Raw genomic sequence first — 13046 nt, 5'->3', positions numbered from 1 at the left:
ATATCCTCGTATTTCTGCAGCAAAATACCTAATAGTGGTGACGCAAACATCTGTAGTTATAAAGGTCTTTCGTGCTGTACACTGGCTTGTTTGACTACTACAGAATGACTTTCTCCACATATGTCTTACCATTGACAATGATACGAATCACATAGACTCCGTTCTGTGTCGTATATTTTACGACATCGATTCCGGTCGCGACAAGGCGTCCGTTTATATCGTAAATACGGACTTCCCCTTTGCAAGTTACAGTGATTTGATTCTCGTGTACGGCCAGGGTATACGGCCTTGTCGTTACCGTTTCGGACAAGGACGTAATGGTCAGTGTTGCTTCCTCCACCGACGATTCGCCGTTCGGATAAACGACTTTTACCCCGTATGTATAGGTGCCTGGTACCAGATTCATATCCCGATAAGTGGTTTCCGTTACTACCGAAGCAATTTCTGTACCGTTGCGGTAAATTGTATAGGTATATGGGATTTCATCTTCTTTACAAGAGACTTCAACATCATCGATGCAGAGTCTGTACATGTCCGAGCAGTCGAAATGACGGAAAGCAACATACTTTGTTCCGACTGGAAGAGTTACAGTCTTTTCTTTCCAAGGGGTCTGGGAACGCAGCTCGCTACTCTTTCTCATAGATTGAACAGTCTTGTTCTCAATTGTTTCTTCAAGAAGAAGTATTGTGAAATCCTCAACCGCATTGCCACCGGTCGAAGCATAAACCGCATAGTGTTCGGCTGGATGACCGATATCCTGTGCACATACCCAGAAAGAAAGAGTGCCTCCATTTATGAGACTAAGTTCCGGGCTGATTAAATAGTTGTCAGGAGTTAGAATACCTACATAGTAAATGTAAGAAGCCGAAGAAATCAGTCCGATGCTCCCATTGTGCCCTTGTCCGCCAAAGTCAAAGAGAAAAGCAGGGTCCCAAGCATGTCCGTCTCCATCGGAATCGATAGTCGTCCATCCTTCAGGCATTTTTCCCGTATCGAAACTTTCACTCAACAGAACGACTTCGTCCTTGGCGACAGGAGCGCCCCATCGGAGAACGGCATCCATCCCATCCTGCGTAGCCGTCAGACCGGTCACAGGATTGAGAGATTGGGAGGAGACTGTTATGTCGACACATTCTTTCGGAGAAACGCCACCGACATATTGCACTTCCACGCAGTATTCGTGTGTGCCAACACTTACGCCATTTTCTTCAAACAAGGTAGCCGTCAACCCCTCTTTGATTTTCGTTCCGTCACGGTATACCGTATAAGTGAATTCTTCAGATACCTCCCCGTCAGATACCGTCACATCGTCAAGATAGAAACGGAAAACGCCTTCGCTGTTGAAATGACGAAAGGCCAGGTATACCTCCTGACCGGCATAGGCAGAGAGGTCTATGCTCCTTTTCCTGTAAGGGGCTGGCAGTTTTGGAGCATTCTCTCTTTTCTGCCTCATTGTGAATGGTTTGCCGTTTGAGAGATTTTCCTCAAACAATTTCTCCGTGAAATTCGCCACCTGATTACCGGAAACGGAAAGGAATACCCCATAGTTCTCATTGACCCACTCTTCCTGGGTACTAACCCAATAGGTCAACTCTCCATGAATAGGAACTGTAAAGCGTGGTGTCACCAGATAATTGTCCGGTGTCAGATCGGGCTTTGACGTCCATGATTTGCTGAACATGGCGCCTGCGCCAGAATGAGGGAGTGTGTTATAAACACCGATTGTGGACATCCAATTATGTCCATCTCCATCGGCATCGATCATAGACCATCCTTCCGGTAGGTTTTCCTTGTCAAAACTTTCATTCAGTACTATAGTGCTTTTGCCCGAGGTTGGGGAGTCCCATTTAAGAGTGACTTTTTGTCCTTCTGCTGTCCCCTTCAGATTCTGAACAGGATGAAGCGGAGTGCCATCAGTTACGGTTAATGTTACATAGTCACCCGTTGTAGAGAAGGTACCTCCATCATGAAATGCAACAAGAAAATGATAAATCTTTCCCGCTTCGAATCTGAAATCGTCTCCGAATGTATCATCTTCCTGCCCGAAAATTCCTGGTATAACAATACATAAGGAAGGCGTGGGATTGACAACCACATAATCGTAAACGCCTGCTGGCAAGTCGATGCAGGCTACCCCATCCACAACCTGATGCTCCGGCGTACAGGAAGGATCGGCATCCGCTGGCACCTTGAATTCGAATGGAGCGTACAATGTGGCAGGGATATCACAATCGACGGTCAGAGTATTGCCTAAAGGTGTGGTCAGAGGAATCTCATTGCCATAGGCCGTGTGGTCGGCATCCAATAGCATCTGGTAGCCGGAGCCGTCTCCCCACACGTCGTGAGCCTCCAGAATAATGCGGGCCATGCCACCCGGAATAGGCTCATCACGGAATCTTTTAAGATCGGATGGTGTTGCCTTTTGCTGTTTCAGCATTAAGGTCTTTGCTTGCGCACGGGAAACCTCTTTTCTCGCTTTTTGCGCCATTGCTGTTTGCCCTAATCCCCAAAGAGAGAAAAGAAGAGCAAAAGCAAATAAGGAGTTCTGCTTTTTCATACCTTCTAATTGTTAAAGGGTTGATTAAATCAAACATGCCTCTCTATGGCATTTATCATAAAGGAACCACAAAAAATTAAATTAGAAAGCAAAAAAGGCTTATTATCGGCGCAAGAACGCAAAATACCCAATAAAGGGGGTGTGGATTGTACGATAGTTTCAATAGAGGAAAAATGAAGTAAATTGGGCTTTCGGAATCAAATGTACGATTGGGATAAACAAGGCCTTACTTTTAATATGCAGCTAACCTATCTCTATTGTTTGTCTCCATGGAATCATAAATTTTTCCTGAGCAATCCGGATTGTTCAGGATCATTCTCAATCCGCTCAATCTCTACATCGACCAGTGCGAGAATCTCCTGCTTTATCTGCTTGTAGTTGGCATCAATGGATGCTTTGAGGCTGTCCTGTCCCGACTCATCCGTAAACGCTGCAATCACCGGGATCGGTTTATAACTTTTTGTTTCTGCGGAAATCTTTGCACTGTCCACGACAATCTCCGCATGGAATATCTTCTGTTCGATACGTTCATCGAAATTGTCCGAAACGGCCCCGACAAACATCCCTTGCGTCAGGTTGCTGATTTTGCTGGCCGGAATAAGGCTGTCCATTTGCGTACTGATGGAGGTGGATTTGTCGTTCCGGTTAATCGTCATCGATTGGCGTTGCTGCAAAACTTTCCCGAAGCGCTCCGATAACGTCTTGGCCGTTTCACCTACGACCTGACCGCTGAAAACATTTCCCACCGTGTTCTGAATCACCTTGCTCTCCTTGTCTCCGTAATCGCGGGTAAGCTGACTGAAATCCTGAAAGCCCAGACAGACTGCCACTTTATTGGAACGAGCCGTAGCAATCAGGTTATCCAACCCTCGGAAATAGATGGTGGGCAACTCATCGATAATCACCGAGCTTTTGAGCTGCTTCTTTTTATTGATCAGTTTCACGATCCGGCTGTTGTATAAACCGAGTGCCGCCGAATAGATATTTTGTCGGTCGGGATTGTTGCCTACCACCAGGATTTTCGGTTCTTTCGGGTTATTGATGTCGAGCGAGAAGTCATCGCCCGTCATTACCCAGTAAAGTGCCGGAGAAATCATCCTCGAAAGCGGAATCTTGGCCGAAGCGATCTGCCCCTGAAGCTGATCCTGTGCGCCGCCTTCCCATGCGTCCATAAAAGGTGAAAGATAGTTGGCCAGCTCATCATAGGAAGTCAGAATCGGAAAGATCTGCGCATAAGGTCTGTTCAGAAACTCGATGGCATGCGGAAAGGTGCAATACCTGCCGTTCTCGTATATCTTCAGGAACCAGATAATAGCCGCCAGCAGGATGATCGGCGACTCCACAAAGAAATCCCCCTGCTTCTGAATCCATGTGCGGTTCAGATTCAGCATGATCGTGTACGCCGATTCGTAAGCATCCGATATATCGGACATAAAATCCGGATTGATCGGATTGCAACGATGCGATCTTCTGGGATCATCGAAGTTGATTACGTAAAACTTCGGCTGCACTTCATACGCCTTCCGATGTCTGAGCAGATGGTTGTAAGCGATCTCGGAAAGGTCGGGGAATTTATAGTCATAGATATACATGGCAAATCCCTTCTCGATTTGCTGCTTGATGTAGTTATTTACGATCGCGTAGGATTTTCCCGACCCCGGTGTACCGAGCACCATGCTCGCGCGGAAAGGATTCACGACATTGATCCAACCGTCGCGCCACTTTTTCCGGTAATAGAAACGAGTCGGGAGATTCACCGAATACTCGTTCGTCATCAGGCGGGTTTCCTGCATGAAACTTTCATTTTCCACATTGAATACATCGTCCATCAGGTTGTGCTTCAACAGGCGACTGATCCAGGAGCCGGCCATCAGCAGACAGATAAATCCCGCGGCCAATGTAAGGAGGTAGCAGACAGCCCGAAGGTCTATGCCGACCGGCAGGCTCAGTATCCATCCGTTCAGCAGATAGAGAGCTGCTCCGGCACTCAATACCACCCCGATCTTGCGCCGGGTGATCCGTTCTTCCTTGATACCTTTCGTCCCCAGACAGGAAAGTCCGAGGAATACCACTGCAAAGAGCTTTGTCCAAAGGATGGAAGAAAAAAGCCCCGTCGTTCGATGAAAGTTCATCAGGATCGTATCTGCAACGCTTATGGTAATCTTCCATTCGTGTAAAGCCTCGTAACAAAACCAGTAGCCGTTGATTACCGTAAAGAGGATGGCGATGGCGCGCATAAAGTCCATCGTCTTGGCCAGTCCTCTCAAATCATCTTCATTCTGCATCTTATGTTCTTCTTTTTCCGGTTATATCCTGTTTATGCCGCCTGTTTCTCAGCTTTCGCTGGAAAGCCAGCTCCTTATAATCGATCCCGTGAACGACGATTCCCGACTCATCCGTTCCGATCGGCTCATCGTAACAATCATCGCCGGTTTCAGCCTCCGGTAGCATCTCCGGAGCAGAACGCACCGAAGGAAGCTCCCGAATCTCCTGCCGGCTGTAATCGAGGAAGGGATTCTCACCCCCGAGAAAGTAATCGTTAAAGACATGGGCCGAATAGCCCTTCCCCAAGCGCGAGCCATTGGCAGCGATACCGGCTTCGTCCGAGATAAACGTGATGCCGTAAATACGTCCCTGCTCGTTTTGGCGGATATGCACGTCGATGCCTCGTTTTTTCATCTCTTCCGAAAACCGCTCTTTATCGGGGGATGACTGCATGACCTCGACGATGGCATTGCGAAGCATCGGCGCCTTCTCTTTTATAAGCGCTTTGGATTTCTCAAAGTGACGCGCAACGGCGGCATAGCCTGCTCCTCTCCCTGTTTTACCGGCATGCAAGGGTATCATCCGTTTCTCTCCCGCATCATCCGTAATGGCGTATACCAACCCGTCGTACCGCTTCCCTTTGTACTCCTTGCGAACTTCCTCCGCAACGATGTGGTATCGGGCCAACAGCAGATTCATTTCACCCAACGACCGGAAAGCGTACCGTTCCAGCACCGCCCGAACCACAGCGGCAATCTGCCGACGCACATCGCCCTGCTTCACATCCGCCGTTTTCAACACGTTCTCCGCATGTGTCTCGTGCCGGCTTCTCCGGTTTCCGCTCGGTATCAAGCCGTATTTCCGCTCCAGCTCATCGGTAATCCGTTTGCTGCGTCTTGCTTCGAACTTGTAAGGCAGTTTTTTCCCGTAGCTGTCCACACGCAGGGAGACGATATGGATATGCTCGCGCGCGATGTCGTTGTGCTTGAATACGATGTAAGGCTGTTTGCCGTATCCCATCTTTTCCATGTATTCCCGGGCGATGTCCTGTAACTGCTCTGTTGTCAGCCTGTCGTCCGGATGCGGATTGAGGGAACAGTGAAACACCGTCTTTTTCGTGCGGATACCCGACGGGATGCGCATCTCCATATCGCTCAATGCTCGCTCGAAGTTCGTTTCTCCGTTTTGATCCACGCTCATCGAGGAGGTCAGAATGACGGAGGCATTTCCCGCCGTTACTTTGGAAAAGTTATATGCCAACACTTTACCCATACTTTTCGGAGCGGTTATCTCGGCAACCATCGTTCTTCGAACGCTTTCGTGAGCCGGTTCGTTTCTTCCAGAAGCGCATGGAGTTCTCCGGTGTATTGCTCCAGCTTTTGCAGTAAAACGGCCGCCGTTTTGACGGAATGGTACGTGTTAATGGAGCGGACGGCCTGATTGTAGAGCACGCCAACCTTGCGGATTTGGGCATGGATATGGGTCAGCCGGGTGTAATAATCGGCGGCCGATTTGTCATGGGTAATCACACGGAACGGAGTCAGAAAAAGCCTCCGCCGGATAAATTCGGATTTGTTTCCGATACCGGATTTCTCGTATAAATCGAGAAAACGGCTGTTGTCCTTTTCATTGAGTCTGACATAGTAGCGATAGGACGGACTGCCACCATGCCTGTTTTCATTTCTCACAGCATTCGTCAGGTTAAGGTTAATAAATCAGTCTTTGCTTACGACTTCGGAGTAAGCTTCTTTCCCCGCACCGGGGCAAGGCACCTTTGTCGGCTTCGCAGCGCGTTGTCGGACAAAGGTACACCTTGCCATGATCAACCGTTCAAAAGCGATAGCGACGGTCGACCGTCGCTCTTCCGGACAATCTTCATTTCCTGCCGGTCGGTCGGGGACGATTGCTTTTCCTGCGCAAAGTTACGGCCTGCCGCCGTGTCGGGAAAGCCTTTGTTTTCCATCAAAAGGAATGCAAAGGAATCCGGGGGAACCGGGTCGTAAAAAAGCGTCTGTTCAGCTGTTAATTTGCAAAGCAGGCAAGCCGGTTACCGGATAAGCAGGCAACATGATTGCAGCTTGCCTGCCGGGTATGTTTACAGGATAACAGAATAATGCAATAACATAATGACACAATGACACAAGAATATGATAAGATACGAACACACGGGTATGTGCATTCATGGATTGATCAATGTACCGATGTGTCCATCACCTGACCGGTCGATTCATGTATCCGTTTATCGGCAGACAGACAGGCTGACGCAGCCATACAATCATATGATCATAACATTACAAATCCTTTTATTATACAACAGATGCAAAAACAAAAGACACTCTCCGAACGGCCGGTACATATCGGCTTCGGATCGCTCAAAGGCGGCGTAGGGAAAAGCAGTATTGCGGAGATTTTGGCCAGCTACCTCTATTACAGGGAAGGTTTGAATCTCTTCGTCGTCGACTGCGATTTTTCGCAGTACAGTTTCGCCAATCTCCGGGAGCGCGACAAAGAAACCGTGCAGAACGGCCGGCCGGCTTTGCTCTCACGGATGAAGAAACATTTCGAGGCTTTCGGCAAGCCTGCTTACCGGATTATCAAAAGCACCTCCGGACAGGCCATGCAGGATGTGCAGACTTTTATGGAAGCGCGTTCGGCAGAAACGTTCGACCTCGTTTTCTTCGACTTGCCCGGACGGGCGGATGATCCCGATTTGGTCAGTCTGACGGTCGATATGGATTACCTCATTTCTCCGATAGAGCCCGATCGGCAGTCGCTGGTCGCCTGCATGTCCTACGCGCTGGCTGTGCGCGATCTGGGCGTATCGATCACATCGGGCAACATCAAGCAGATCTACATGCTCTGGAACAAGATCGACCGGCGTGTCCATCCGGCCGTCATCGAGTTTTACGACCGGGAGATCGAAAAAGAAGGACTGGGACTGTTCGATACCCGCCTGCCACGTTCTTCCCGTTTCAAGAAAGAAATCACGACCGACAACCGGGAGGTTTTCCGCTCCACCTACCTGCCACCGGACAAAAGCCTGCTCGAAGGAAGCGGCATAGCTGCGCTGGCCGGGGAAATCATCGAAAAATGCCTGCTAAAACCGAAACGTCATGCCCACGATTGAAGAACAACGCCAAAAGCTGATCGCCGAACAGATACAAAAGATGGCCGGTACCGATGCTCCGCAGGTCCTTCCCCGCTCTGATGAGAAGAACGGGAAAAATTCATCTCCCGCGGACGATCCCGTCTCCCGTCAGGAGATCACGATGGACGAATACCGAAGCCTGTTTCTCTCTTCCCGTACCGTCGAGAACCGGATGACCTTCTCCTGCGACCGGGAGCTGCTCGAATGCCTGCGCCATATCCTGAACGACCTGAGAGCCAAAACAACCCTCTCGGCCTATATCGGAAATATCCTCTCCGAACATATCGAACGGCACAGGGAGCTGCTAAGCAAAGCCATCGAAAAGAACAGACGGAAAACCCTTATCCCGTAACGTTATGAAAATTCTTTTACTGACCACCTGGTTTCTGGTACTGGTACTGCTGTACCTGCGCTTCCAAAGCAAATGGAACATCCGGCGCAGCATGCGCGAAGCGGAGAAAAAGAAGGAATCCGACACCGGTAATTATTCTTCGGACGATGACGATATTCTGGGAAAAACCCGAACGGAATTTCCATCCCGGGGAATGCGGGGGAACGCGAAGGAACCGGATCAAAATCGCAAGGAAAAAGGCGATAGCTTTGCCGTCGGAAAATCATCCGATCCACCCGAAAAAGACGGAGTCCGGACAGCAGAAAACGAGGACAGCGAGTTCTATCCTTCCCTGCCGGAAAATGAAACGGATGAGATGCTGGAGGAGCAGGAAGCTCTTTCGCTGCTGCTGGAACGGGAGATCGAGGTCTCCACAGACAGCCTTACGGTGAAAGAGCTTCAAAGACTCCGGACGGCTGCCGAGGAGCCGGAGCAGCTTACGGAAACGGACAAAGCACTTGTACGGGAAACGGCCGGCAAGCTGCGTGGAACGGAATTTCTGGAAAAGCTCCGGGCACACGAACGGTTGCAGCGGGAACGCGGACGGGAGTTGCTGGGATTGCTCAGCCATCCGCCCGAGGAGATGGCAGAAAAAGGCCGTAAAGCGAAAAAAACGGATTCCGCCGCTCCGACAGCAACCGGAGCACAGGACTGGATGGCTTACCTGTAAAGAACAAGGAGAGCCTTTCCGTCCGCCGAGAAAACGAAGCCTTATATCCGAACGGTGAAAACCGGAGGCGGGGAAACCCGAAAAGACGACCGAACCTTAACCTTACTATCTGATACCGAAGGGTTCCCCGTCCTCCTTTTTCCATGGCGGATACAAATGTATTGAATTATAAACCTGAAATCCAATCGTATGAAAACACGAAAAACGATGTGTATCGCCCTGCTGCTTACGACGCTCGCAACCGGAGCTTTTGCTCAGGGCAACGGCATGGCCGGAATCAACGAAGCCACCAAGATGGTAACCTCCTATTTCGACCCGGCCACGAAACTGATCTACGCCATCGGAGCCGTAGTCGGCCTGATCGGGGGAGTCAAAGTCTACCAGAAATTTTCTTCGGGAGACCCCGATACCAGCAAGACCGCGGCCTCGTGGTTCGGCGCCTGCATCTTTCTGATTGTGGCGGCCACGATTTTAAGAAGCTTTTTCCTGTAAGCCATGTGGGAGATTAACAAGGGAATCGGCCGGACGGTCGAGTTCAAAGGGCTTAAATCCCAATACCTGTTCATTTTCGCAGGCGGGCTGCTGGCGACGTTTATCCTTGTCGTCATCTGCTACATGTGCGGCATGAACCAGTATCTCTGTCTGGGCATGGGCGTATCGGGTGCCACCCTCGTGGTGTGGCAAACGTTCGCGATGAACCGCAAGTACGGAGAACACGGGCTGATGAAACGGGGAGCCGCTCGCCGGCATCCCCGTTACCTGCTCTCTCGCCGTCCTGTCCGCCGTATTCTTTCCGTCCGGGCTGTAACGACATACGAATCGACGCCATGAGAAATATCCGTAAGAAATGCGAACTGGAAGAGAAGTTCCCGCTGCTGGCCATCGAAAATGGCTGCATCGTATCGAAAGATGCCGACATCACCGTGGCTTTCTCTCTTGAACTGCCCGAACTCTTTACCGTGACCTCGCCCGAATACGCGGCGATGCATGCTGCCTGGCACAAGGCGGTGAAGGTCTTGCCCGTTTACAGCATCCTGCACAAGCAGGACTGGTTTATTCGGGAAAGCTACCGTCCGGAGTTGGAAAAGGACGATCTCTCGTTCCTCGACCGCTCTTACGAACGGCATTTCAACGAACGTCCCTTCCTGCGCCATTCCGTCTACCTCTGTCTGACGAAAACAACGAAACAGCGCATGGCACAACGAAGCGATTTCTCGACGCTCTGTCGCGGAACCCTTCTGCCGAAGGAAGTCCGGGAGCGGGAGGCCGTCCTGAAATTTCTGGAGGCCGTTGATCAGTTCGAACGAATCATCAACGATTCGGGCTGTATGCGGCTCAGACGTCTTTCGGCGGATGAGATCGCAGGCACGGACGACAAGCGTGGCTTGCTCGACCGTTACCTCTCGTTACGCGACGATGCGGCAGGCACGCTCGAAGACCTCCGGCTCGGCGCCGATGAAGTGCGGATCGGGGATCAAATCCTCTGCCTGCACACCTTGTCCGATACGGACGATCTGCCTGCCGCCGTCGCAACGGACGGCCGTTACGAACGGCTCTCCACCGATCGCAGCGACTGCCGGCTGAGCTTTGCCGCTCCCGTCGGGCTGATGCTCCCGTGTAACCATATCTATAACCAGTACCTCTTTATCGACGACAGCGAAGAAAATCTCAAACGCTTCGAGAAACAGGCGCGAAACATGCTTTCACTTGCCCGCTTCTCCCGCTCCAATCAGATCAATCGCGAGTGGATCGAGGAATACCTGAACGTTGCGCACTCCCAGGGACTCGCTTCCATCCGTGCGCATTTCAATGTGCTGGCATGGAGTGACGACCGGGAAGAACTCCGGCAGATCAAAAACGATGTCGGCTCGGCGCTGGCCTTGATGGAGTGCCGTCCCCGTCACAATACGACGGACACGGCCACGCTCTATTGGGCGGGCATGCCCGGCAATGCGGGCGATTTTCCCTCCGAAGAAACATTCTACACCTTTATCGAGCCGGCTCTCTGCTTCTTTACGGCCGAGACGAACTACCGCAGCTCGCTTTCACCCTTCGGCATCAAACTGTCCGACCGCCTGACGGGCAAACCGCTCCATCTCGATATTTCGGACTTGCCGATGAAACGCGGGATTATCACGAACCGCAACAAATTTGTCCTGGGACCGTCCGGTTCGGGAAAATCGTTTTTCATGAACCATCTCGTACGGCAGTATTACGAACAGGGAACGCATGTGTTGCTGGTCGATACGGGCAACTCTTATCAGGGACTTTGTTCGCTCATCCACCGGAAAACGAAAGGTGAAGACGGCATCTATTTTACCTATACGGAAGAGGAGCCGATTTCGTTCAATCCTTTTTATACCGATGACGGGGTGTTCGACGTCGAAAAGAAAGACAGTATCAAAACGCTGCTTTTGACGCTCTGGAAAAGCGAAGAGGAAAAAATATCGAAAACCGAATCGGGCGAGCTCGGCAGCGCTGTCTCGGCCTATATCCGCCTGATCGGTTCGGACAAAGGGATAACGCCGAACTTCAATACGTTTTACGAATTCATGCGCGACACCTACCGGCCGGAACTGGAAAACCGAGAGATCAAAGTCAGTCGGGAAGATTTCAATATCGACAACTTTCTGACTACGCTCCGCCAGTACTACCGGGGCGGTCGTTTCGACTTCCTGCTCAATTCGGACAAAAACATCGACCTCCTGTCGAAGCGGTTCATCGTCTTCGAAATCGATGCCATCAAGGAAAACCGGGAACTTTTCCCCGTGGTAACCATCATCATCATGGAGGCTTTCATCAATAAGATGAGGCGACTCAAAGGCGTTCGCAAACAACTGATCGTCGAGGAAGCCTGGAAAGCGATCGCCTCGGCCAATATGGCCGACTACCTGAAATATATGTACAAAACGGTGCGCAAGTATTTTGGGGAGGCAATCGTGGTGACGCAGGAGGTGGATGATATCATCTCTTCGCCGGTGGTAAAGGAGAGCATCATCAACAACTCGGATTGCAAGATTCTTCTCGACCAGCGCAAGTATGCCAACAAATTCGACCAGATACAGAACCTGCTCGGGCTGACCGATAAGGAGAAGTCGCAGATCCTGTCCATCAATATGGACAACGATCCGTCCAGACTCTACAAAGAGGTCTGGATCGGGCTGGGCGGCACGCAATCGGCTGTCTATGCCACCGAAGTCTCGGCCGAAGAGTATCTCTGCTATACAACGGAAGAGACGGAAAAAATGGAAGTGCTGAGGCTGGCTGAAAAATCGGGAGGTCATATCGAACAGGCCATCCGCCAACTGGCCGAAACCAAACGAAACCGACGCAAAGACTTGAACCATATATAATAGAACGAACCAAAACCTGAAACATCATGAAGAACAAGATTTTAATTCTCGGCATGGTACTGGCGGTCTGCTGTGGCAGCGTACATGCCCAGTGGGTCGTGACCGATCCGACCAATTTTGCCGGCAACATCGCCAACACGGTCAAGGAGATCGCAACGGCCTCCAAGACGGTAAAAAATACCCTGAATAACTTCAAGGAAGTGGAGAAAGTCTATCATCAGGGGAAAAAATACTACGATGCGCTCAAGACGGTCAATAACCTGATCGGGGATGCCTACAAGGTAAAAGAGATCATCCTGATGGTAGGCGATATCACGGATATTTACGTCACGGGGTATCGCTCCATGCTCAAAGATCCGAACTACAGTCCGGAAGAACTTTCGGCTATGGCATCGGGCTATGCCAAACTGCTTGAAATGAGCGGTGAGTCGCTCAAGGAACTGAAAACGCTTCTCAAAAACAATGCCTTGTCGATGAACGATAAGGAACGAATGGAGCTGATCAACCGGATTTATGACGAAGTTCGGGAGTACCGTGCCGTAACCTCTTATTTTACGCAGAAGAACATTTCCGTGAGTTTTGTCCGTGCCGCGGAAAAAGGGGAGCTGGAGCGTGTCAACTCCCTCTACGGTTCGGGTAGCAGCCGCTATTGGTAAGCTGTT

Annotated in this window: 12 protein-coding genes; 8 read left to right on the top strand and 4 right to left on the bottom strand. The window is 50.6% G+C overall.

From position 1 onward, the window contains the following. Positions 1 to 97 precede the first annotated feature (97 nt). Positions 98 to 2557 carry a choice-of-anchor J domain-containing protein gene (locus tag C7382_RS05435; protein WP_116679283.1) on the bottom strand — a complete coding sequence of 820 codons (2460 nt, stop codon included), beginning with the start codon at positions 2555 to 2557 and terminating at the stop codon, positions 98 to 100. 45 nt (positions 2558 to 2602) lie between these two features. On the opposite strand from C7382_RS05435, the gene C7382_RS10240 reads away from it, so the two are divergent. Beyond that, on the top strand, positions 2603 to 2734 hold the full coding sequence (locus C7382_RS10240; RefSeq protein ID WP_262499705.1) for a hypothetical protein: 132 nt from the start codon (positions 2603 to 2605) through the stop codon (positions 2732 to 2734). A gap of 98 nt (positions 2735 to 2832) precedes the next feature. On the opposite strand, the gene mobC is transcribed toward C7382_RS10240, so the two are convergent. From mobC to C7382_RS05420, 3 genes are read right to left on the bottom strand one after another with little or no spacing between them, the layout of a single operon-like run. Beyond that, on the bottom strand, positions 2833 to 4842 hold the full coding sequence (gene mobC, locus C7382_RS05430; protein ID WP_116679282.1) for a conjugal transfer protein MobC: 2010 nt from the start codon (positions 4840 to 4842) through the stop codon (positions 2833 to 2835). A gap of 1 nt (position 4843) precedes the next feature. After that, on the bottom strand, positions 4844 to 6124 hold the full coding sequence (mobB, locus tag C7382_RS05425; protein WP_116679281.1) for a conjugal transfer protein MobB: 1281 nt from the start codon (positions 6122 to 6124) through the stop codon (positions 4844 to 4846). After that, positions 6109 to 6510, bottom strand: a complete 402-nt coding sequence (locus C7382_RS05420) for a plasmid mobilization protein (protein WP_013816534.1) — start codon at positions 6508 to 6510, stop codon at positions 6109 to 6111. Before C7382_RS05420 ends, mobB begins: the two co-directional genes overlap by 16 nt. A 629-nt stretch (positions 6511 to 7139) precedes the next feature. Here C7382_RS05420 and C7382_RS05410 point away from each other — a divergent pair. From C7382_RS05410 to C7382_RS05380, 7 genes are all read left to right on the top strand, one after another. Further along, positions 7140 to 7949, top strand: coding sequence for a ParA family protein (locus tag C7382_RS05410; RefSeq protein ID WP_021644064.1), 810 nt, complete (start codon positions 7140 to 7142; stop codon positions 7947 to 7949). Continuing rightward, the gene (locus C7382_RS05405; protein ID WP_021644063.1) at positions 7936 to 8322 is read left to right on the top strand and encodes a DUF3408 domain-containing protein; all 387 of its coding nucleotides are present in this window, start codon (positions 7936 to 7938) and stop codon (positions 8320 to 8322) included. Before C7382_RS05410 ends, C7382_RS05405 begins: the two co-directional genes overlap by 14 nt. A gap of 4 nt (positions 8323 to 8326) precedes the next feature. Beyond that, positions 8327 to 9031, top strand: coding sequence for a hypothetical protein (locus C7382_RS05400; protein ID WP_116679280.1), 705 nt, complete (start codon positions 8327 to 8329; stop codon positions 9029 to 9031). Positions 9032 to 9220: 189 nt separating this feature from the next. Further along, complete coding sequence (locus C7382_RS05395) at positions 9221 to 9523, top strand: DUF4134 domain-containing protein (RefSeq protein ID WP_004585394.1); 303 nt, start codon at positions 9221 to 9223, stop codon at positions 9521 to 9523. 3 nt (positions 9524 to 9526) lie between these two features. Then, entirely contained in the window at positions 9527 to 9862 is a 336-nt protein-coding gene (locus C7382_RS05390) for a DUF4133 domain-containing protein (RefSeq protein ID WP_021644061.1), read from the top strand. Beyond that, positions 9859 to 12384: a TraG family conjugative transposon ATPase gene (locus C7382_RS05385; RefSeq protein WP_116679279.1), complete on the top strand. Its 2526-nt coding sequence runs from the start codon at positions 9859 to 9861 to the stop codon at positions 12382 to 12384. The genes C7382_RS05390 and C7382_RS05385 overlap by 4 nt, the downstream gene beginning before the upstream one ends. A 26-nt stretch (positions 12385 to 12410) precedes the next feature. Then, positions 12411 to 13040, top strand: coding sequence for a DUF4141 domain-containing protein (locus C7382_RS05380; RefSeq protein WP_004585397.1), 630 nt, complete (start codon positions 12411 to 12413; stop codon positions 13038 to 13040). Positions 13041 to 13046 lie beyond the last annotated feature (6 nt).

Source organism: Porphyromonas loveana (assembly GCF_003096695.1).
Taxonomy (GTDB): Bacteria; Bacteroidota; Bacteroidia; order Bacteroidales; family Porphyromonadaceae; genus Porphyromonas; species Porphyromonas loveana.
Note: the sequence above shows the minus strand (reverse complement) of the source record. Positions and strands in the feature narration are given on the sequence as shown.